This window comes from Thalassotalea litorea (assembly GCF_043642205.1).
GTDB classification, from domain to species: domain Bacteria; phylum Pseudomonadota; class Gammaproteobacteria; order Enterobacterales; family Alteromonadaceae; genus Thalassotalea_A; species Thalassotalea_A litorea.
Genome location: NZ_JBHZSG010000012.1, coordinates 64,285 through 86,414, shown reverse-complemented (window position 1 = coordinate 86,414; position 22,130 = coordinate 64,285). Strand labels below are relative to the sequence as shown.

General features: G+C 43.9%; 15 protein-coding genes. 10 read left to right on the top strand and 5 right to left on the bottom strand.

What is annotated here, in order from left to right; genetic code table 11:
- The first annotated feature begins 9 nt into the window (after positions 1-9).
- From zipA to ACHUFQ_RS08270, 3 genes are all read left to right on the top strand, one after another.
- On the top strand, positions 10-1,179 hold the full coding sequence (zipA, locus tag ACHUFQ_RS08280; RefSeq protein ID WP_394174651.1) for a cell division protein ZipA: 1,170 nt from the start codon (positions 10-12) through the stop codon (positions 1,177-1,179).
- Positions 1,180-1,275: 96 nt separating this feature from the next.
- Positions 1,276-3,312: an NAD-dependent DNA ligase LigA gene (gene ligA / locus ACHUFQ_RS08275; protein ID WP_394174649.1), complete on the top strand. Its 2,037-nt coding sequence runs from the start codon at positions 1,276-1,278 to the stop codon at positions 3,310-3,312.
- Between the two features lie 136 nt (positions 3,313-3,448).
- A complete protein-coding gene (locus ACHUFQ_RS08270) occupies positions 3,449-3,859 on the top strand; it encodes a VOC family protein (protein WP_394174647.1) in 411 nt (136 codons plus the stop codon).
- A gap of 110 nt (positions 3,860-3,969) precedes the next feature.
- On the opposite strand, the gene ACHUFQ_RS08265 is transcribed toward ACHUFQ_RS08270, so the two are convergent.
- Positions 3,970-4,623 carry an NAD(P)H-binding protein gene (locus ACHUFQ_RS08265; protein ID WP_394174645.1) on the bottom strand — a complete coding sequence of 218 codons (654 nt, stop codon included), beginning with the start codon at positions 4,621-4,623 and terminating at the stop codon, positions 3,970-3,972.
- Between the two features lie 1,256 nt (positions 4,624-5,879).
- Between ACHUFQ_RS08265 and ACHUFQ_RS08260 the strand changes: the two genes are divergently transcribed.
- Both ACHUFQ_RS08260 and ACHUFQ_RS08255 read left to right on the top strand, forming a co-directional pair.
- On the top strand, positions 5,880-6,770 hold the full coding sequence (locus ACHUFQ_RS08260; protein WP_394174643.1) for a LysR substrate-binding domain-containing protein: 891 nt from the start codon (positions 5,880-5,882) through the stop codon (positions 6,768-6,770).
- A gap of 93 nt (positions 6,771-6,863) precedes the next feature.
- The gene (locus tag ACHUFQ_RS08255; protein WP_394174642.1) at positions 6,864-7,154 is read left to right on the top strand and encodes a hypothetical protein; all 291 of its coding nucleotides are present in this window, start codon (positions 6,864-6,866) and stop codon (positions 7,152-7,154) included.
- A 302-nt stretch (positions 7,155-7,456) separates the two neighbouring features.
- Here the strand turns inward: ACHUFQ_RS08255 and ACHUFQ_RS08250 are convergent, their stop codons facing one another.
- Both ACHUFQ_RS08250 and ACHUFQ_RS08245 read right to left on the bottom strand, forming a co-directional pair.
- Positions 7,457-8,695 (bottom strand): retropepsin-like aspartic protease family protein, encoded by a 1,239-nt coding sequence (locus ACHUFQ_RS08250; RefSeq protein ID WP_394174640.1) that lies wholly within the window; start codon positions 8,693-8,695, stop codon positions 7,457-7,459.
- A gap of 697 nt (positions 8,696-9,392) precedes the next feature.
- Positions 9,393-11,618, bottom strand: coding sequence for a YgiQ family radical SAM protein (locus tag ACHUFQ_RS08245; RefSeq protein WP_394174639.1), 2,226 nt, complete (start codon positions 11,616-11,618; stop codon positions 9,393-9,395).
- Positions 11,619-12,036: 418 nt separating this feature from the next.
- Between ACHUFQ_RS08245 and ACHUFQ_RS08240 the strand changes: the two genes are divergently transcribed.
- The gene (locus tag ACHUFQ_RS08240; RefSeq protein ID WP_394174637.1) at positions 12,037-14,541 is read left to right on the top strand and encodes a S9 family peptidase; all 2,505 of its coding nucleotides are present in this window, start codon (positions 12,037-12,039) and stop codon (positions 14,539-14,541) included.
- Positions 14,542-14,807: 266 nt separating this feature from the next.
- On the opposite strand, the gene rrtA is transcribed toward ACHUFQ_RS08240, so the two are convergent.
- The gene (gene rrtA / locus ACHUFQ_RS08235; protein ID WP_394174636.1) at positions 14,808-15,407 is read right to left on the bottom strand and encodes a rhombosortase; all 600 of its coding nucleotides are present in this window, start codon (positions 15,405-15,407) and stop codon (positions 14,808-14,810) included.
- A gap of 57 nt (positions 15,408-15,464) precedes the next feature.
- On the opposite strand from rrtA, the gene ACHUFQ_RS08230 reads away from it, so the two are divergent.
- Complete coding sequence (locus tag ACHUFQ_RS08230) at positions 15,465-16,061, top strand: tRNA-uridine aminocarboxypropyltransferase (RefSeq protein WP_394174635.1); 597 nt, start codon at positions 15,465-15,467, stop codon at positions 16,059-16,061.
- A 67-nt stretch (positions 16,062-16,128) separates the two neighbouring features.
- Positions 16,129-17,844, top strand: coding sequence for a gamma-glutamyltransferase (gene ggt / locus ACHUFQ_RS08225; protein WP_394174660.1), 1,716 nt, complete (start codon positions 16,129-16,131; stop codon positions 17,842-17,844).
- Positions 17,845-18,803: 959 nt separating this feature from the next.
- Here the strand turns inward: ggt and cysK are convergent.
- Complete coding sequence (gene cysK / locus ACHUFQ_RS08220) at positions 18,804-19,772, bottom strand: cysteine synthase A (protein ID WP_394174633.1); 969 nt, start codon at positions 19,770-19,772, stop codon at positions 18,804-18,806.
- 297 nt (positions 19,773-20,069) lie between these two features.
- Here cysK and ACHUFQ_RS08215 point away from each other — a divergent pair, with 297 nt between their 5' ends.
- Both ACHUFQ_RS08215 and ACHUFQ_RS08210 read left to right on the top strand, forming a co-directional pair.
- Entirely contained in the window at positions 20,070-20,906 is an 837-nt protein-coding gene (locus tag ACHUFQ_RS08215; RefSeq protein WP_394174632.1) for an AAA family ATPase, read from the top strand.
- A gap of 20 nt (positions 20,907-20,926) precedes the next feature.
- Complete coding sequence (locus tag ACHUFQ_RS08210) at positions 20,927-22,099, top strand: vWA domain-containing protein (protein ID WP_394174630.1); 1,173 nt, start codon at positions 20,927-20,929, stop codon at positions 22,097-22,099.
- The last annotated feature ends 31 nt before the right edge of the window (positions 22,100-22,130 follow it).

Here is a 22,130-nt window from a genome sequence, read left to right as displayed (position 1 = left end):
GGCTTAAATATGGAATTTAATTTAAGAGACATTCTCCTTATCATTAGTGTTCTGGCGATTGCCGGACTCTGCATTCACGGTATGTATACCTTGCGCAAAGAGCGCAAAAATCCCTATAAATTAAAGAAAACCGTTGCTTCTGAATCTACCGAAGAGATGGAACAACGGATGTTCGACAATTCCGGGTTTGATCAAGATGGGGTAGGACCGAAAAAAGTGGTGGCTAATCCCGTTAAAAAGGCGAATTCTGGAACCGACAATGGTTCTGAACAGCGATTCCCTTCACAAGACAACATCGCAGCCGCCGCGCCTGCCAATGGCTATGGTGAGGATTCTGGCGCATTTAAATCGGGGTTAAGCGAGCCGCATGGCACAGATAATGGTTATTTAGATCCTGTGCTGGGTGAAGAGATAATTTCGGTGGCCAATGACCAGGCAACCGACGATTCAAATCCTTATGCTCACCAGCATTTTAACGATCCGGCAATGGACATTGCCAGTGAGCCGGCAATGGCTGAGATGGAAAGAATCTTTGAAGCTCATGAGCAGGGCACGAAATCCGCTGGGATGAGATTTACCGAGCCAAGCTTTAATTCCGAACCTGAGAACGTGGAGGAAGTCGTGCCTGAAGTTGCAGAAAATAATCAATACAAGCGACGTGTTGAGAAAACCAAAGCTGAGATCCGCCGTGATCAAATCGAAATCGATTTTGTTGAGGAAGAAAAAACTAAACCAGCGGCTGATATCGAGCAAGAAGTACTCGCGATAAGCGTTGTGGCCGGGCAGAATCAATTAATAGCCGGTGCGGCTTTATTGCCAAGTCTTTTGACGCTGGGTATGAAGTATGGGGATATGAATATTTTCCATCGCCATCAGGATAACTCTGGCAAAGGTCCAATCCATTTTTCGTTAGCCAACATGATAAACCCTGGCACTTTTGATTTGGATAATATGGAAAATTTTGCCACGACAGGTTTAACCTTATTCATGACCTTGCCTAATGCAGGCGATCCAAGCAAAGTGTTTAAACTTATGTTGTCTGCGGCAAAACAGTTAGCCAGTGAATTCGGTGGTCAGGTTCTAGACGGACAACGCAGTGTAATGACCCGGCAAACCGAACAACATTACCTAACCAAAATTCGTGAATTCGACCGCAAAAGTCGCATCGCTAACGTATAATACATCCATTCAAAAGCCTCCCTTGGAGGCTTTGCTTTAACCGCCTTTGCCGGGCGGTACACCACAAAAGATACGTGACTAAGGTTGCTTAAACAGATGTCTGATAAAACACAAATTCAAACCCAGATGATGCAAATCATCAGTCAGTTACATGAATACAATTACCAGTATTATGTACTCGATGCGCCGACGGTACCCGATAGCCATTACGACGGGTTAATGCGCGAATTGATCGCGTTAGAAACGCAGTACCCGGAATTGAAGCAAGCCGATTCTCCATCGCAAAAAGTGGGGGGCGAAGCGCTTAAGTCGTTTTCCCAGGTGACCCATCAAATTCCTATGCTGTCTTTAGACAATGTGTTTGATGAGAGTGAGTGGCAGGGGTTTATTAACCGTATAAAAGAGCGTTTGGGACGTGAAAACAACATCCGTTTTTGTTGTGAACCAAAACTGGATGGCCTGGCGGTTAGTCTGCGATATGAAAATGGTATTTTAGTGCAGGCAGCTACCCGAGGTGACGGTCAGGTTGGGGAAAATATCACCGAGAATGTAAAAACCATTAATGCGATCCCGCTAAAACTACGTGGTGAAAACCTACCCGCGGTTTTTGAAGCCCGAGGTGAAGTATTTATGCCCAAGGCGAGTTTTGACGCCTTGAATGAGCATGCCATTAAAAACGGTGAGAAAACATTTGCCAATCCACGTAATGCCGCCGCCGGCTCGCTGCGCCAGCTAGATTCAAAGATCACCGCCAAGCGCAACTTATCATTTTATGCTTACAGCGTAGGCTATGTAGAAGATGGCGATAACTATTTGCCTGATAGCCATTATCAACGGCTGATGAAGCTCAAAGACCTTGGTCTGCCGATGTGTCCGGAAATTATTCAGGTTGAAAAATCTAGCGACTGTGTGGATTTTTACCAGGATATTTTGAGTCGTCGTGATCAGCTTAGCTATGAAATCGATGGCGTGGTATTGAAAGTGGATAACATTGCCGATCAACAGCAATTAGGCTTTGTTGCCAGGGCACCACGTTGGGCCACCGCGTATAAATTTCCCGCCCAGGAAGAGCTTACCCAGTTATTGGATGTAGAGTTTCAGGTGGGCCGTACCGGCGCGATTACCCCCGTTGCCAGATTGCAACCCGTATTTGTCGGTGGGGTAACCGTCTCTAATGCAACCTTGCATAATCAGGATGAGATCGATCGCTTAGGGCTCAAAATTAACGACACCGTTGTGATCCGTCGAGCGGGTGACGTGATCCCACAGATTGTCAGTGCGGTTGTGGATAAACGTCCGCAGGATGCAAGAGATATCATTTTTCCTCAGTCATGCCCGGTATGTGACTCTGCCGTTGAACGGGTAACAGGGGAGGCTGTGTTGCGTTGTACCGGCGGTTTATTCTGTGGGGCGCAACGCAAAGAGGCGATCAAACACTTTGCGTCGAGAAAGGCATTGGATATCGATGGATTGGGAGACAAGTTGGTAGAACAATTGGTCGATGAAGAATTAATCAAAACACCGGCGGATCTGTTTACCCTGAATCAAACGCAACTAACCACTTTAGAGCGGATGGGCTTGAAATCCGCGGATAAGTTATTAGTTGCATTGCAGAACGCAAAAAATACAACCCTGGCGAAATTTATTTACGCATTAGGCATCCGCGAAGTCGGCGAAGCCACCGCTGGTAATTTAGCCCAACACTTTAAAACCTTAGCGGCGGTGCAGCAGGCTTGTTTTGAACAGTTAGTGGCTGTGGCGGATGTGGGGGAAGTGGTTGCTAATAATATTCTACATTTCTTTGCCGAAAGCCATAATCAGGATGTGATTACGGAGCTATTAGCGGTTGGGCTTAACTGGCCAGCGATTGAACAAAAAGCCGATGATGATTTACCCCTTAAAGATCAAACGTTTGTTCTAACCGGGACCTTGAGTCAGATGGGCCGTAATGACGCAAAAGGACATTTGCAAACCTTAGGCGCTAAAGTTTCTGGTAGTGTATCTGCGAAAACCAGTTTTCTGGTTGCGGGTGAAAAAGCCGGATCAAAATTGACCAAAGCCAGCCAGTTAGGTGTAGCAGTGTTGACTGAAGAAGAGTTAATCGCCCTATTAACGGAACATGGTGTGTTGTAAAACACGTTTTTGCCCATTCAAATAGGTTTTTGCATAGTGCAGAGTACATACAAAATTAGCACAGAGTTAGGGCTGAGGATCATTTACTACATAACCGCGATGACAGCACGCAGGGTAAGTTAGTGTTAGTTGATTAATGAACGTTAAATTTCCCATGAATATCGGTGAGGACAAGATGCACTTAGATCACATTAACATTAAAGGACCAGCGGAATTACTGGAAAACGAGAAACAATTTTTCTGTGATGTGCTTGGTTTACGGGAAGGGTATCGACCGGAATTTCCAAGCAAGGGCTTTTGGCTATATGCTGATGACAAAGCCGTCATCCATCTGTCAGAGAGCAATCAGCACGTGCCAACGTGCCAGCAAGGTTGTTTCGATCATGTTGCTTTCCGGTCGTCTGATTTAGCCGCGCTAGTTCAACGGCTAGAGCGAAAACACATTGAGCATTCGTTGGTTCATGTCAAAGAAATATCCCTGTCGCAAGTGTTTTTAAAATCGCCATCGGGTACACGAATTGAAATTAACGGTAAAATGAAACAATGATAAAAAGCCCAACGGGGCGAATTTACGTTTGTTTGTAATGCGTTTGTTTGCATAAGACACGGTTAACTAAAATCAGCAGCGTATATTGGCTCTGTGGTTTATTACCTGAATTAGTGACTGTGCAGCGTTTTGTTTTCGATAATGGTTACAGGCTGGGTGTGTGTCTGATTAAGTGTATCTATCATCGCTTGTGCAATGCGCTCAGCGTCAACCGGGCGGTAGGCTGGTAACAATTTATCTATTACCGGGGCAACCATTCGATACACAGACTTCGCAAAATCTTCGCCTTTACGAGATTCTTGTCTGGGTCCTAAAATAAGACTTGGCCGTACAATGATCAGCTGGTTAAAACCCATGGCGATTAGCGCCTGCTCCATTTCGCCTTTCACCTGGTTATAAAAGCTATTGGCCTTCTCATTCGCCCCCAGAGCTGAGATCACCGCAAACTTACCCACATCCGCTTGGTATGCATGTGTTGCGATGCTAAGTACCAGGGATTTGTCGACGGCCTTAAACGCCTCTCGGTTACCGGCTTTTTTTATGGTGGTGCCAAGACAACAAAAAACCTCATCGATTTCATATTGCAGAAAAACCGATTGCAGTTGGTCGTCCGCCATCTCAACCCGGACGAGTTTTGCATGCGTCATTGCCAGTGGGCGTCGGCTTAGCGCTATTACATTGGCGTAACGGTCATCATTGAGAAGTTTTTGTATACATAACGAGCCGGTAAGCCCGGTAGCGCCAATGACTAATGCGGTTTTCATTCGAGTTCCGTCGATAATCCAATTAGATAAAATTGTAATTCATTTTGGCGTAAGTTTGATACTGGATAAGCCGTTTTTTTTAATATTGCAAATATAAAAAAAAAGTTTAAAAAAATGCTTGCAAAAGTTGAGGGCAGATACGGCAAGGCACCGCAAAAGTTATCCACTGTTTTTGTGTAAAACTTAATAAATCAGCAAAATTTATTTCAAATTCGTCGATAAAAATGTCTTTACTTTTTGATTCAATCATCAAAAAAATCATTTCTCTTCTCTAGCCTTTAATTTTATTGAGGTTTTACTTATTCACATAGTTATCCACAAGTGGCCTGTGGGCAATAATGCCTCCAATGAGAAGGTCGTTTGCCACTGGAGGAGGAAGAACATGAGTAAGTATTCCCCAAAGGAAAATCTCTAAATCGACTCGTAGCAAAACGTAATTGATTTCAATTTTTGGAGGACTACCATCTGCTCAGTAGAATCAAACCAATAAACAATTAGTTATGCTTGATGGGATAGACAGGAAGCGCTGATTAATTGATTCTCCCTGAACATACGCCTGACAGAAGTCATTGACTTAGCTAGCTGATGAAGAGTGTTGTTTAAAACATCCTCCTTCTGTTTCGCTGTTATTTTCTACATTTTAGCATTTGTAACTATTTGGTTAATTTTCATACTTATCAACAATTATTGCCTTAAACAAGGCCATTCGGTGGATAACCCAATCAATTATCTCGTCCCCAAGTGTTTTGGTTACGCTCAGTTATCGTTTGATTAGCGCACTTCAACACTAATGCGTGATATTCACTGTATGATATTCACTATCGTAGCAATGACACATTCAAGCTAGCGATATTAATTGATAATACCAATCACATTAAGTTTGTGCACAACTCAGAGTTAGGGCAGAGGTTCAGTTACAACATAGGTTTCATTGATATAGTCATTCTATATTAATGAAATATAGGGTCGTAAATGGGCCTCTGGTAAACTCCCTATGGGTGAGTTTTAAAGGCGTTTATCCTACGTTACTGATTTTGACAATGGAACGACCATTCTCTGCAATCAAAGCCTTGTCTAAAAGCCTTTAAATTCTCACTGAGTGAGCAATAATTTAATGTGATTGGTATAACACATATATGTTCGTGCACGACAAATGTTTTCAATAACGTGTCGGGCCGTGCGCATGCAGACCGTGCGAATGCAGACTGACATAGATGCACTAAAATAAAGCTAGTTTGGCTAACCTGCAGGAATTCATGGCTCGAAAATTACCCCCGGCGCATTTGTTGGTCGTATTTGAAGCGGCAGGCCGTCATCAAAGCTTTAAAAAAGCCAGCGTTGAGTTATTTATTACTCCCTCGGCAGTGAGCCATCAAATCCGCTCGCTGGAGGAGTTCCTTGGTTTTGAATTGTTTCAGCGCGATAAACGTGGCGTAAGCTTAAATGCGGCAGGACAAAGCTATTTAAATGTGGTTAGTCAGTCGTTGCAAAAACTGGAACATGCTACCCGTGAATTACAAAATCGCTTTCAATCGAATATTCTGAAAATTTCAACGTTCCCGTCTTTGTCACGAAATATTATTTTGCCCAGGCTCGCCAGTTTTCAGCAGCAGAATCCGACTTTAGATATCCGAATTGAAACCTCGATGAACTTATTGGATTTACGCTATGAAGATATTGATCTGGCGTTTCGTATCGGTGATGGAAATTGGCCGGATGTAGCGATTGAAAAAATCATGGATGTTGAAATTATGGCCGTGTGCTCGCCGACGTTTAAAGAACAAAACGACTTAACTGAAGTACATCAAATTGCACACGTGCCGCTTATTGACCTGGCTGGTTTTGAAAATGTATGGGGAAACTGGAGCAGAGCGGTTGGCAATGGCAAATTGCAAGTAGAGCCGAAATTGACCTTCAATGATTACGATGCATCATTACAGGCTGCAGAGCAGGGATTAGGTGTTGCTCTGGCCATGTCACCTATCGAAAATTACCTATTACATTCTAATATATTGGTGGACCCGTTCGATCTTAAAGCCGATTTCCCAATGGCTCTCTATGCCGTTTATCGAAATGCAGATCAAGAAAACAAGGATATTCAGACATTTATCGGTTGGGTTCGGAATATGTTAATGGGAGGTGAATAATATTCACCTAAAGCGTGAATATTTTCCTTTTGCTGAATTTTCTCGTTCTTTCTATTCTTAACCTCGATGTTTAGCTCAATTGTGAGGTTCACAATGAATAGTAATCGAACACAATATTTATGGTTTTTTCGCGGGTTTGCGTTCCTGATCATCGCCTTGCCGATTGTTATGGATATGGTCTGGTTTGAGCAAGTCATTGTCTCTTTGATATATGTTCCACTAACCTGTTTGACGTTGGCATTATTCGCCAAGGTTATCGACACCCACTTTGCCAGTGTTCTATTGCAAGAGCAGGGTAAGCAGGTAAGGTTTAGATTACTGTCGTTTCCCACGATAAAACGCAAACATCGTATGATGAAGGGCAAAAAGCGCAATGCGGCCTAACTTATTAATATGCACTGTTAAGTAGGTTAGTGGCGGCTACTTGTGGTAGCCCTGGCAAGCTCGATAATACGGTAAATACTCATCGTGAAGTAAAGCCTTATGCGGCCAGACTAACCTAGATAAACAAAAGCCCTTGTTAAGACCTGAATCAGGCAAGACAAGGGCTTTTTTATATAATCCAATGCCAATCCATACAAACGCTTGTTAAACCAAGTCCACTAAGTCTCCCTTGCAGTGAGAATTTAAAGGCTTTTAGGCAAGGCCTTGGGCCGAGCATGGTCGGCTCCGTTGTCAAAATTATTTTAAGGCTCAGAAAGAAACAACAGGGAGTTTTCCTGATCGATTTCAAACTTAAATTGTTTCAAAAAATTCATGCCTAACAAGCCATCAGCGTGTTCAAATCCAGGCAATTCCATTACCACAATTTCGAAATCTTCGAGCTGGTGTTCACCAATATTGAAATATTCAACAATCACCGAGTAAGCCGCCTGATTGCCGGCCGCGGTGTTGATTTCTAATTGTCGGTTAACCCGGATGTCGCCGCTTTCTTTTAAGGCATTGAAATAGGCTTCCGATAACACCGTTATCGATGCTCCCGTATCAATCATTAAATTGGTGCGGTATTGTTTATTGATGCGCGCATTCACCATGAAATGCTCATTCAGCTTGTTTAGTTTGATCGCCTGTAATTCCGTTTGCGAGCTGTGCATCTGGCGACGCAGCTTGGCGACCTGGCCTTGATAGGCGGTTAGGTGAGATATGTTATCGAGATAAGAATCTGCAATAGTAAATTCTTCCAGTTGAATAAATGCCTGACTCAAAGCAAGGATGTAAGGCGGATAATTGGGCTCTTCCATCAGCAGAGGTTCAAAAAAATCAATTTGCTCGTGCCAAGCGCCGTTATGAGCAAAACTTCGTCGTTGCTTCTCTGCGATTTGATGAATTTGGCTTAGCCACGTCTCTTCTTTTTCATAATCAAAGGAGTTGTGGATGAGTTCATAGTATAAAAAGATGGCAGCCTGTTTCTTGTCGATGGCTTCAAAATAATTAATTTTTACCAATAACCAGTCTTCATCGTCGGGGGCATATGCCAGAAAACTGTCGAGCAAGCTGTTGATCAAAGTGAACTGTTTTTGGTCGAGCCACTGGTATGATTGAGATACCCACTGGCTTTTCAACTGTGTTGCTGTCGTTTCAGATAACATCTCGATGTCGGTATAAATGTCCGCGGCGTTATCGAACTGACGAACATTAAAAAATTGCTGTGAGGTTGCGACAAGTAATTGTAAATTTTCTCGGTCAGACTCGCCGATGGGAACTTCAACCAGCGAAAGCTGCACATCAGAATCCTGTACTGTCGACTCAGATGATGTTTTTCGACTTATAATTGGTGAGTCCGATGAGGCCTGGACATTTAACGTCTCTGCCAAAGCAGACATGGGTCTGTGGGTCTTCTCAACGTTAGAGAAAAACTGGTAGGTATTCGCACCGACTGACAGAATCAGTAGAGCACTTAAATAGAGTATGAGTTTGCTTTTCAAGTTGTTATCCAGTTAAACAGTCTGTGTTTATCGATGTAGCAGCCTGCCAGGCAAGATTATTTTCACCACTACATTCATTGATAACCCTGTCAACTTGCTATTGTTCTTTTTTTCAAATTATAGTGTTAGATCATTGTTTTCTCTAACTTATCGATCAATTAGGTTATCGTGCATTAAATCACTTAACTACAGGTTATAGATTTAGATACGAAAAACAAGTCGAAACCGATGAGTCTGGGCAGAGTATTTTGATGATTATTGGCCGAGCTCTATTTTTAAAAAAGTGCATCCACGAAATAAATTTATTGAATGTAATACCAATCACATTAAATTATTGCTCACTCAGTGAGAATCTAAAGGCTTTTAGGCAAGGCTTTGATTGCAGAGAATGGTCGCTCCATTATCTCAAAATCAACCTAAATCAGTAACGTAGTCCAAACGCCTTTAAAACTCACCCGTAGGGAGTTTATCTTAAGGTCCATTTACGACCCTATATTTCATTAATATAGAATGACTATATCAATGAAACCTATGTTGTAACTAAACCTCTGTCCTAACTCTGAGTTGTGCACAAACTTAATGTGATTGGTATAACCGTCGAGCGGTTAACATCGTGCTATGGCAAATAACTCAGGACGGGTTGGTTCATCGATTCCTGAATGGAAAAGTGGATTACCACCCCGTCTTCGTTGGTAAGTTATTTAAACTGGTTTTTGCTGAACCGAGTTAAGCCTTTTTGCCCTGGCTTTGAGCGAGCGTTTGCTTTTTGGCCCGGTGAGGTTTTGTAGCCGCTGGCATTATTTTTGCCCTTACGAAATTGCTGATTTTTTTCACTGCGGGTTTCCGGCGGCACTAAAAACTGCGGGCCATTACCAATTAATTTTCGAGCCAAGCCCTTTTTAGTCAAGGCTTCGCGAATTATCGGCCAGTTGACTGGGTCATGGTAGCGTAAAATCGCTTTGTGCAAGCGGCGTTGACGGCCACCTTTGGCTACAGGCACGCTGGCCGAAGTTTTACGAATTTTCGATAATGAGTCGATTTCGGTATGGTACAGGGTGGTCGCGTTCGCAAGTGGTGAGGGATAAAAATTTTGTACCTGATCGAGTTTGAAGTCATGCTTTTTCAGCCAAAGGGCTAAATTGATCATGTCTTCGTCGGTCGTGCCTGGATGAGCGGAAATAAAATACGGGATCAAAAACTGCTTTTTACCGGCAACTTTGGAGTAATGATCGAACATTTCCTTAAATTTGTCATAGGTACCCATACCTGGCTTCATCATCTTCGATAAAGGTCCATCTTCGGTATGCTCAGGAGCAATTTTCAAATAACCACCCACATGGTGTGTGGCTAACTCTTTTACGTATTCAGGATCCTGAATCGCGAGATCGTAACGAACTCCCGATGCAATCAAAACCTTTTTAATGCCACGAACTTTTCGAGCTTTACGGTACAGATTGATTGTAGGCGTGTGATCGGTATCCATATGGCCACAAATGTCCGGCCAAACACATGACGGCCTGCGACAGGTGGCTTCCGCTTTCGGGCTTTTGCAACGCAGTTTGTACATATTGGCGGTAGGACCGCCCAAATCTGAAATCACCCCGGTAAATCCGGGCACCTTTTCTTTGATGTCTTCAATTTCATCGAGAATCGATTGTTCAGAACGAGACTGAATAATACGGCCTTCGTGTTCGGTGATAGAACAAAATGAGCAGCCTCCGAAACAACCACGCATAATGTTGATGGACGTTTTGATCATATCGTAGGCGGGAATTTTTGCATCGCCATATACCGGATGCGGCACACGTGCATAAGGCAAACCAAAGACACCATCCATTTCCGCTTCGCTCAATGGATAAGCCGGTGGGTTTAGCCAGACACTCCGATCGCCATGGCTTTGCAATAACGCACGGGCACTTCCCGGATTGACTTCCTGATGGAAAATTCGAGACGCATGGGCATATAACGTTTTATTATGACTGACCTGCTCAAAGCTTGGCAGTTTTACATAGGTTTTTTCCCAGGGTTTGTGTCGTTTATCCCAGCTTTTATTTTGATAATCGCTGATTTGGATCGGCACTGGCTCTTTGGATACATCGACAATCTGCACATCCGCTGAGTCCTGAGCCGGTTTATCGTCACTGGCGCAGGTTTGCGGGGTCATATCCTGATAAGGACTCGGGATCGGATCGATTTTACCGGGACGGTCAATGCTTCTCGAATCGACGCCGCGCCAACCAGGTAATGCTTGCTTGGTAATAAACGCAGTACCACGCACATCGGTTAAGGTTTCCGGGGATTCACCCCGAGCGATTCGGTGTGCTACTTCAATTAACGGGCGTTCGGCATTACCGTAAATGAGTAAATCCGCTTTTGCGTCAAAAATCACGCTGCGGCGAACTTTATCTGACCAGTAATCATAATGGGAGATACGTCTGAGGCTGGCTTCGATACCACCTAATATTACCGGCACATCTTTATAAGCTTCTTTACAACGTTGTGAATATACCAGTACCGCTCGGTCTGGACGTTTTCCACCTTCATTATTCGGGCTATAGGCATCATCGTGACGTAATCGACGCTCAGCGGTATAGCGGTTGATCATAGAATCCATATTGCCGGCAGTAACCCCGAAGAATAAATTCGGCTTACCCAGTGCCATAAACGGATCTTTTGAGTGCCAATCCGGTTGAGCAATAATACCAACCCTAAAGCCCTGTGATTCGAGCATGCGACCAATAACGGCCATGCCGAAACTTGGGTGATCGACATAGGCGTCGCCGGTAACCAGAATAATGTCACAACTGTCCCAGCCCAGTTCGTCCATTTCCTGACGGCTCATCGGTAAAAATGGTGCCGTGCCATAGCATTCGGCCCAATATTTGGGGTAGTCAAACAGCGCGACTTTAGGTTGTGGGATCATAGAAAACAACAATGATGGTGAAAATAGTAGGGCATTATAGCAAAGAGCGAGAACCAGGTGTCGAGCTTTGTTTTATAAAATTGCAACGAAGAGGTTAGCAAGGTTAGGGCATCACTTAAAAATACCGAACAACCGGCAATATTTGCGTATTACCAAACTGCCAATATGCTTTTGTTTAATGGGTAGATATTTGCTCGTCTAATTGACGGCTTCTAATGTTTACCACTGGAGCTACATGAAAACTAAAGCGAGTTAGGTAATTTTCCTTAGCTTGCTGAGTAAAATGAATACCTTAACTGTTTAGGCAATTAACCTCAGAAAATCGGCGTATTAACGTATTGGTACAAGATCTGTTTGCTCTGGGGGGCAAGTTTTTGTTTAAATGAATGTTTAACGATTACAACAAAATGGGATGTAAATGACAAACGTTAACCGCTTGAGCATCAAGTGCACGGTCAAACGCACCGCACTGGTTGCGTCAATAGTGTTCGGTCTGCAAGCATGTGCAGCCTCTCAGAGCCCACAAGCTGATACCAGCCAGACGGCAAATTTCGAACTTACACCAGTCATCAAAGCAGATAATAGCCAGTTAGCTGAAAATAGCAGCGTGATCACTATGGAAAAGATCATGTCAGATCCGGACTGGATTGGCCGAACGCCAACAAGTTGGTATTGGGGCGATGATAGTGAACAGGTATTGTATTTACAAAAGCGCGAAGGCAACCCGGTTCGTGATCTATACTTGCATGCGGTTGGTGAGCAGCAAGGGCAGGCGGTCAGTTTAGCCCAGCTGCATAAATTTTCCGATCGCAATGCGGTGACGTCTGCAGATGGTAAACAAGAACTGTACACATTCGAAGGTAATGTGTTTCTGAAGAATCTGGAAACGGATTCCATACAGCAATTAACCTTTACCACCGCGAAAGAATCATCGGCACAATTTTTGACTAATGAGCGCATTTCGTATCGCCAAGGCAATAGCTTTTATGCGCTGGATCTTGCAACGTTCCAGGTTGCGGAGTTAGCAAACCTGCAAATGACCGATACACCAAAATCCAAAAATGGTGCGCAAAGTTATCTGGCGCAGGAACAAAGCAAACTGATTGATTATGTTGCCTTGCAACAGCGCAATAAGGCTTTGCAGAATGAAAAAGACAACGCTCTTCGTGCCGAAAACGATACCATCAATAAAGCGGTGTTCTATTTTGGTAAAGACAAGCGCATTGTGCAGGCAAAACTGTCTCCTGATGGACGTTATATCGTTGTAAGCACTGGCAGCAATGAGGGCTGGCGCAATGATTCCGATATTATGCCGAACTATATTACCGATGATGGCAATATCGCGGCAGTACCAGCCCGCCGCCGTGTCGGCGACAATCGTCAATATTCAGAGCAGTTGTACCTTATTGATTTACAATACAATGCGCAATATCTATTGAATTACAATAGCTTGGATGGTTTTGATGAAGATGTACTTGCTGACGTACGCAAAGAAAACCATGCGCGTGAAGGGAAAACTTACGAATCGAAAAAATCGCCAAGAAACATCCATTTGCTGAGTTTTTCCGATAGCATTAAATGGCATCCGGATGGTTCTCAGGTTGCCGTTATGATGGAAGCCTGGGATAACAAAGACCGTTGGATTGCTACGATTGATTTTGAAGAAAAACAGTTAGTGACTCAGCATCGATTGCATGATGACGCGTGGATTAACTGGGAGTTCAATCAATTTGGTTGGCTAAAAGACTCACCGAGCCTTTATTATCTGTCGGAAGAGTCGGGTTATTCCCACTTATACGTAAAACCTGTTGATCGTAAGCCACAAGCGTTAACATCGGGCAAATATGAAGTTCGCAATTTAACCGTTTCGAAAGACCAGGATGCGTTTTACTTTCAGGGGAATGTTAAGCATCCCGGGATTTATGAAATCTATCGAGTCGCTCGCGACGGCGGTGATATTGAAGCGTTAACGGATCTTGGTGGCATGAATCAATATGCATTGTCCCCAGATGAAAGTAAGCTACTGATTGAGCATTCTACAACGACGATGCCGCCAGAATTGTATATCAAAGCTGTGGGCACTGCTGATAAGCCAATGCAGTTAACCCATACGGTATCGGATGCATTTAAAGCCATGCCTTGGGTTGCACCGAGTATTGTCGAGGTACCATCAAAGCATACCGAGCAAGGCGTATTTTCTCGCGTGTATCAAGGCGACGCCCTAGAAGGTAAAGGCGGTGAAGGAAAAGCAGTGATGTTTGTGCATGGCGCGGGTTATCTGCAAAATTCTCACCTTGGCTGGTCCGGATACTTCCGTGAATTTATGTTCCACTCAATGTTAGTTCAGCAAGGTTATACGGTTATCGATATGGATTACCGAGCCTCAAAAGGTTATGGCCGTGACTGGCGCACCGCTATTTATCGTCATATGGGCGAGCCGGAAGTTCAGGACATGCTCAGTGGCGTTGATTGGTTAGTGGATAACGCCGATGTTGATCGAGATAAAATCGGGGTTTATGGCGGATCTTATGGTGGATTTTTAACCTTGATGGCAATGTTTAAAGAACCTGAGGTGTTTGCTTCTGGATCTGCATTGCGCTTGGTATCCGATTGGGCGTATTACAATCATGGTTATACGTCAAATATCTTGAATATGCCCGGTGACGATGCCATTGCTTATGAGCGCAGCTCTCCGATTTATTTTGCGGAAGGTCTTGAGAAGCCTTTATTGATCAATGCGCCTATGATTGACGATAACGTATTCTTTCAGGATACCGTGCGTCTGGTGCAGCGATTGATTGAACTGGAAAAACAAGATTTTGAAACGGCGATTTATCCGGTAGAACCACATGGTTTTGTGCAACCAAGCAGTTGGTTAGATGAATACCGTCGTATCTTTAAGCTATTTGAAGAGACGCTCTAAACCTTGTTTTGTGCTGAGTAAACCAGCACCTTGCAAGCCAATAAAGCTACTGTTTCACCAAAATCGGATGAGCAGTAGCTTTTTGGTATAATACCAATCACATTAAATGATTGCTCACTCAGTGAGAATTTAAAGGCTTTTAGGCAAGGCTTTGATTGCAGAGAATGGTTATACCGCTCTCAACATCAGGAAAAATCAGTAACGCAAAATAAACGCCTTTAAAACTCACCCAGAGGGAGTTGTGCACAAACTTAGTGTGATTGGTATCAAGCCTTTGGGCTTGCAAATGGTCGCCATAGCCAGACTAAACCGGCCAACAGTCCGCCAATGGCTCCGAACAGGTGAGCATCAATGGCAACATCAGAACCTATTAGTTCCACCATATCTGCGCTGGCACCAGCGAATTGTTCATAAATGATTTTACCCGTGACCCCGAGCAATAATAGATAGCCGGTTTTATCTTGCTGCTTGATATCAGCGATAGCACCAAAGACAAAAATGCCATGTAGGACACCAGATAATCCGACATAGCGTGTCATGTCTGGATCAAAGATGTAGATGCCCAGGCTGCAGGTTATCGCGGACATTAAAAACACCGCGATAAATAAGCCGTGCCGGTAATGATCACCATGCAAAGCCCACAACATAATAAGGCCTGCCAGATTGAGTAACATATGATTGAGATTGGTGTGATCAAAGTGCCCGGTTAACAAACGCCAGAATTGACCATCGGCAATATCGTCGCGGTCATAAATGAGCGATTGCGATATGGTTTCGGGTAACAAAAATACGGATACGGAAATAAGCAGAACAATAAACGGCGTAAGCCAGGCATTCAATTGCAAGGGCAAAGATAACTTCAACATAAAAGGGTTTCGCGCATATAATGGGTGTTGTTTTAATTATTGAATTGGCTTTCACCAATGAGCAGACAGTATTGCACAAGGTGCCATCGACCGCTAGTCACCTGTATTTGTGAATTTTCACATACCACGGAAAATGAAGTGGAGGTGATCATCTTGCAACATAAAAGTGAAGAAAAACAGGCCAAAGGAACTGCGGCATTATTAGCATTGAGCCTGGCAAAGTGTCATCTGTTTGTCGGTGAAGATTTTAGTGAACATCAAACGCTAAATACTTTAATCAATGAACCTGGTTATCAGGTTTGTTTGCTGTATCCTGGGGAACGAGCCAAAATTGCGTCGATAATTGCGCCTACTGAACGTAAGACAAGGCGCCTTATTGTGATTGATGGCACCTGGAAAAAAGCCTACAAAATATTGCAGTTGTCGAAAAATTTGCATGCACTTTTACAATTGACCCTGCCGGAAACATTCACTAGCCAATATCATATTCGTAAACATCACGACCCACGTGGTTTATCAACGTTGGAATCGACTGTCCATGCTTTGGGAATTTTAGAAAACAACGTGGATAAGTATCAAAAAGTGCTGTCTGGCTTTGAACAATTTAATGATTTTCAGGCGCAACTTGCGCATACTAGGTCGAATTCACATTAATCTCAAATATAAGGATTTTTTCATGGTAAGTATCCAGAAGTTGTCCGGGATAGTTGTCTGTATTGCTATGTTGGCAGGATGCATAAATGACGCGCCCGCAGCGAAACAAAAGCGCGAAGAAGGTGAACCCGAAGCGGCGACCGGCGTCACCCATAAACAGGCAGTTGTGAAACAATCCTTTATGGTAACGGCGGCCAATCCGCTCGCCACCCAGGCCGGTTATAATGTTTTGAAACAAGGCGGTAGCGCGGTTGATGCAGCGATTGCGGTGCAGTTGGTATTGAGTCTGGTTGAACCACAATCATCAGGTATTGGCGGTGGCGCTTTTATGTTGTATTACGACAAAGCAAAAGGTGAATTGCTGAGTTTTGACGGCAGAGAAGTTGCACCCGCTTCGGCCACGGAAGATCTGTTTTTAAATGAGCAAGGCAAAGCTGTCCCTTGGATCGACGCCGTCGTCGGTGGCCGCAGTGTTGGTGTTCCTGGCCTGTTTAAAATGATGGAAATGGCTCATCAGCAACACGGCAAACTGCCTTGGAAAAGTTTGTTTGCAGATGCCATTAGCTTAGCCGAAGAAGGTTTTATTGTTTCGCCGCGACTTGCCAGATTAGTACAACTGGAAATAAACCCAGGCTTGAAAAAACTAACGGCGTCGAGCAATTATTTCTTTCCAAACGGGCAAGCCATACAAGCGGGTGAACGCTTGAAAAATCCAGAATTTGCTCGCGTTTTAAAAGATGTGGCGGAGCAGGGCAGCGATGTCTTTTATCATGGCTGGATTGGCAAAGATATTGCCAAAGCGGTTCAACATTCGCCGATATCGCCAGGCGGCCTGTCGGTGGAAGATCTGCAACGCTATCAGGCTAAACAACGAGAACCGGTTTGTGCACCGTATCGCGCTTTCGAGTTATGTAGCATGGGCCCTCCAAGCTCAGGTGGTGTAGCCGTTATGCAAATCTTAGGTCAGTTACAAGCGTTTGATCTCAGTCAGTTAACCACTGATGACGTCACCGCGGCGCATTTGTATACCCAAAGCTCGAGATTGGCGTTCGCCGACCGTAATAAGTATCTCGCCGATCCAGATTTTGTCGATGTACCGACTCAGCAGATGCTAGCCCCGGACTATTTGCAGATGCGAAGCCGCTTGATCAATCCTGAAAAAGACATGGGAAAAGCACAGCCAGGGGAATTTCCTAGCTTGTCTCGTGCCAACGATAACGCCTACGAACTTCCATCAACGACCCATATGAGTATTGTTGATTCACAAGGCAATGCTGTATCAATGACCTCAACCATAGAAATGGCGTTTGGCTCAGGAGTTATGGTGAACGGATTCTTGTTAAATAATCAATTAACAGATTTTTCAAAAATCCCTGAAGTTAATGGTGTGAAAGTCGCAAATCGCGTACAGGCATTAAAACGTCCGCGTAGTTCGATGGCGCCGATGATGGTTTTTAACGGCGATGGCAGTTTACGTTTGGTCGTAGGCTCTCCCGGCGGCAGTCGGATTATCAATTACGTATCTCAAACCTTGATTGGTGTTCTGGATTGGCAAATGTCGATTCAGGACGCGATTAATTTACCGAGAATTACCCATCGCAATGATGTAACAACCCTGGAAAAGGGTACCGACCTTGAGGACATCAAACCGGCGCTAGAGGCGATGGGGCATAAGGTTAGTGTTCGTGACTTAAATAGCGGCTTACACGGCATTGAAGTCTTCCAGGACAAACTTATCGGTGGCGCCGATCCCCGCCGAGAAGGCATAGTACTTGGGGAATAAAACTTAAACTAAGCCGTCGCCAGACAATTTAGTGCCGCCAAGCACAAACACAAACGTTGAAATCCCCGCCATCTTTGTCGGGGATTTTTTATTGATGTCATACAAAGTCTGAACAGGATTGGCTTAAATGTTTCCTAATCACATCAATTTAATAAGAACGGATTTAATTGGACACCCACCACAAGAACGGATTTAATTGGACACCCACCGCAGGATTTAATTGGACACCCACCACAAGAACGGATTTAATTGGACACCCACCACAAGCGTTTATGGCAAATCAGCATTTAAAGCGCTAATAAATAAATAAAAATTAAGACACCCATTGTAAGTACCCGTTGACGTGTTTTTGATTGCTTTGTCAAAACAGGTTCAGAACGGATTTAATTGGACACCCACCATAAGCGTTTATGGCAAATCAGCGGATTTAATTGGACACCCACCGCAAGCGTTTATGGCAAATCAGCATTTAAAGCGCTAATAAAGAAACAAAAATTAAGACACCCATTGTAAGTATCCGTTGACGTGTTTTTGATTGCTTTGTCAAAACAGGTTCAGAGGAGGAGGAGGGTAGCGTCATTCTTCGCGCAATCAATTACCGAGCCTAGATTAAGTTGCGCCGCTTTTACCAGGCTAACCGAGCGTTAGCTCACTGGTAAAGCTCGATTTTTAAAGGCTCTGGTACCCGCTTTGCCGAACTCTTATCAGGACCCTTTATCGGGACACCCATCGTAAAGGTTATCCAAAACTGCAATTTACTTTGAATTTAGTCTTCGATTCCGGAGGATACAATACGTTACTCCTCCGATTATTATCCTGACAGGAATATTGAAATTTAACGTGGGTGTCTCATTAAAAAGGATAAAAAAATCCCTGCCAGATTCTGGCAGGGATTCATTTAAAGAAAAACAGGATACAGCACTGTTTTTCGCTTCCCCAGATTTAATAAGAGTTTGTGGCTATTGTACCAATTCTGCATCGGTGAAGGTGTCGCTAAACAGTGGGCTACTTAAGTAGCGTTCTGCTGAGCTTGCCAAAATCACCACAATGGTTTTTCCTGCATTGGCGGGATCTTCTGCCAGACGTTTCGCGGCGACTGCCGCTGCTCCTGAAGAAATGCCTGCGAGAATACCTTCTTCGCGCATCAGACGATGCGCCATTGCCATAGCTTCTTCATTCCCAACTTTCTCGACGCTATCGATCAACGATAGATCAAGATTACCAGGTATAAATCCAGCACCAATACCTTGAATTTTATGAGGACCTGGCGTTAATTCTTCGCCGGCCATTTTCTGGCTGATAACCGGAGAATCAGTCGGCTCTACAGCGACTGACTGAATCGCTTTGCCTTGTTCATTTTTGATGTAACGGCTGACGCCGGTAATGGTACCGCCAGTACCCACACCCGCAACAAAAATGTCGATCTCGCCATTGGTATCCTTCCAGATTTCAGGACCTGTGGTTTGCTCATGAATCTGTGGATTGGCCGGGTTGTCAAACTGACCCATTAGAACGTAGTTGTCCGGATCACGGGCTACAATTTCATTGGCTTTTTGGATCGCACCATTCATGCCTTTTGCGCCTTCCGTCAGTTCCAGTTTCGCACCTAAGGCAATAAGTAATTTTCGACGCTCAAGGCTCATAGTGCTTGGCATCGTCAGGATCAAATCGTATCCTTTTGCAGCGGCAACAAAAGCAAGTGCGATACCGGTATTACCACTGGTAGGCTCAACAATGGTTTTGCCTTTGGTCAACTTACCACTTTTCTCTGCATCCCAGATCATATTGGCACCGATACGACACTTCACACTGAAACTCGGGTTACGAGCTTCGATTTTGGCGTAAACATTACCGCTAGTGATACTATTCAGCTTTACTAGCGGGGTGTTCCCGATAGATTGAGAGTTATCTTGATATACGTTGGTCATGATATGTCCTTTGGGTTATTCTTTGCATTAAACGCTGCGTTAACCACAGTGACTAGCACCGTTTATTAATAAGCACTCCAACAATGCATACTCTAACATACTGTTATGTAGCGATAATTTACGCTTTCAAATACAGTTTAGATGATGGTTGTTGGTATTATAGTTAAGATTACTCAGTTTTCAGTTTTCAAAGAAGTAATAGAACGTTATAACTAATTCCATTCAGTTGTAATTTACTTATTTCTATTCATTATATAAATGTCGCTCAACGTTTAGCGCGGCATTGGAGGTTTGTTCGTGTTTAAAGGTACACAAAATTATATTGCCAGTCAGGATCTGCAGTTAGCGGTAAATGCCGCGATGACTCTTGAGAAACCCTTGTTAATTAAGGGAGAGCCAGGTACGGGCAAAACCATGCTGGCGGAAGAACTGGCGGCCAGTCTTAATTGCCAGTTGTTTCAGTGGCACATTAAATCGACCACTCGTGCTCAGCAAGGGCTATATGAATATGACGCGGTTTCAAGGCTGCGAGACAGTCAGTTAGGTAAAGAAGGGGTCAAGGATATTGGCAACTATATTGTCAAAGGTAAACTGTGGCAGGCATTTGAACAAAATACACGGCCGGTATTATTGATTGATGAAATCGATAAAGCTGACATCGAATTTCCCAATGATTTATTGCTTGAGCTCGATAAAATGGAGTTTTTTGTTTACGAGACTCAGGAAAAAGTGGTCGCTAAACAGCGTCCAATTGTCATCATCACTTCGAATAATGAAAAAGAACTACCTGACGCATTCTTAAGGCGCTGCTTCTTCCACTACATTAAATTCCCTGAAAAAGAAGAGATGCAGGCCATTGTTGATGTGCATTTTCCCAATATTAAGCAACGCTTGCTTGATGAAGCCTTATCATTGTTTTTTGGATTAAGGGACGTACCAGGCTTAAAGAAAAAGCCGTCAACGTCTGAGTTAATTGACTGGCTCAAATTGTTAGTCGCTGAAGATATTAGCCCAGAAGTGTTGCATGAAAGCAACCAGAACAAAGTGATACCGCCATTGCATGGTGCATTGTTAAAGAATGAACAGGATGTTCATCTGTTCGAAAAACTCGCGTTTTTAAATCGCTCTCGATAATTCCCTGTGATTGTGAACCTATGTTAATTGATTTCTTCTTTACTCTGAAACGCTACAAGGTGCCGGTCACTTTGAAAGAGTTGCTGGACTTGATTCAGGCATTAGAAAAGCGGGTGATTTTTGCGTCTCTAGATGATTTTTATGTCATTTCCCGGGTGATTCTGGTGAAAGATGAAAGCCACTTTGACAAGTTTGACCGCGCATTCGCAGATTATTTTGAAGGGGTAGAAAGCATCGACTTAAACCTGGATAAAATCCCCAAAGAATGGTTGGAAAAACGCTTTGAACGTCACTTCACAGAAGAAGAGCGCAAGAAAATCAAACAACTCGGCGGCCTGGAAGAGTTAATGAAAACCCTGCGTGAGCGTTTAGCGGAGCAGGAAAAAAGGCACCAGGGCGGAAATAAATGGATTGGTACCGGTGGCACATCCCCGTTTGGAGCTTATGGTGAGCATCCCGGTGGGATGCGAATCGGACAGAATGAAAGTCGTAACCGTAGCGCGTCGAAAGTCTGGGATAAGCGCGAGTTTCGTAACCTCGATGCGGATGTTGAACTGGGGACGCGAAACATCAAAATGGCGTTACGCAAATTACGTCAGTTTGCCCGTACGGGCGCCGCATCGGAACTGGATTTGGACAACACCATCAAAGCCACCGCTGAAAATGCCGGCTATCTGGATTTAAAAATGCGGCCTGAACGACATAATGCTATCAAGGTATTATTGTTTTTTGATATCGGTGGTTCGATGGATGATCACATCCTTGCCTGTGAAGAGCTGTTTTCAGCGGCGCATACAGAATTTAAGCACCTTGAATACTTTTACTTCCACAATTGTATCTATGAGCAGGTTTGGCGAGATAATGAGAGACGTCACAATGATACGATTGATGTCTGGGAAATCATTCGTACCTTTCCCAAAGATTACAAAATTATCTTTGTGGGTGATGCCACCATGGGGCCCTATGAAATTACCTATCCGGGGGGCAGCGTTGAGCATTGGAATAAAGAAGCGGGCAGCGTCTGGATGCAGCGCCTGTTAGATCATTTTGGCCACTGTATTTGGCTAAATCCGCAATCCAAAACCTATTGGCCCTACTATCAATCCATCGGATTGATGGAACAGATCATGGCAGGGGAGATGTATGAGATGACATTAGACGGTTTATCCAATGGCATAAAAGCGTTATTGTAGTTATTGATTGAAAAACAACAAAAAAGGCACA

Excerpts from the sequence above, each read along its gene's own strand:
- ACHUFQ_RS08270 (WP_394174647.1), top strand. The coding sequence starts at position 3,449 with ATGAACGTTAAATTTCCCATGAATATCGGTGAGGACAAGATGCACTTA.
- ACHUFQ_RS08255 (WP_394174642.1), top strand. The coding sequence starts at position 6,864 with ATGAATAGTAATCGAACACAATATTTATGGTTTTTTCGCGGGTTTGCG.
- ACHUFQ_RS08240 (WP_394174637.1), top strand. The coding sequence starts at position 12,037 with ATGACAAACGTTAACCGCTTGAGCATCAAGTGCACGGTCAAACGCACC.
- rrtA (WP_394174636.1), bottom strand. The coding sequence starts at position 15,407 with ATGTTGAAGTTATCTTTGCCCTTGCAATTGAATGCCTGGCTTACGCCG.
- ACHUFQ_RS08230 (WP_394174635.1), top strand. The coding sequence starts at position 15,465 with ATGAGCAGACAGTATTGCACAAGGTGCCATCGACCGCTAGTCACCTGT.
- zipA (WP_394174651.1), top strand. The coding sequence starts at position 10 with ATGGAATTTAATTTAAGAGACATTCTCCTTATCATTAGTGTTCTGGCG.
- ACHUFQ_RS08210 (WP_394174630.1), top strand. The coding sequence starts at position 20,927 with ATGTTAATTGATTTCTTCTTTACTCTGAAACGCTACAAGGTGCCGGTC.
- ggt (WP_394174660.1), top strand. The coding sequence starts at position 16,129 with ATGTTGGCAGGATGCATAAATGACGCGCCCGCAGCGAAACAAAAGCGC.
- ACHUFQ_RS08265 (WP_394174645.1), bottom strand. The coding sequence starts at position 4,623 with ATGAAAACCGCATTAGTCATTGGCGCTACCGGGCTTACCGGCTCGTTA.
- ACHUFQ_RS08260 (WP_394174643.1), top strand. The coding sequence starts at position 5,880 with ATGGCTCGAAAATTACCCCCGGCGCATTTGTTGGTCGTATTTGAAGCG.
- ligA (WP_394174649.1), top strand. The coding sequence starts at position 1,276 with ATGTCTGATAAAACACAAATTCAAACCCAGATGATGCAAATCATCAGT.
- ACHUFQ_RS08245 (WP_394174639.1), bottom strand. The coding sequence starts at position 11,618 with ATGATCCCACAACCTAAAGTCGCGCTGTTTGACTACCCCAAATATTGG.
- cysK (WP_394174633.1), bottom strand. The coding sequence starts at position 19,772 with ATGACCAACGTATATCAAGATAACTCTCAATCTATCGGGAACACCCCG.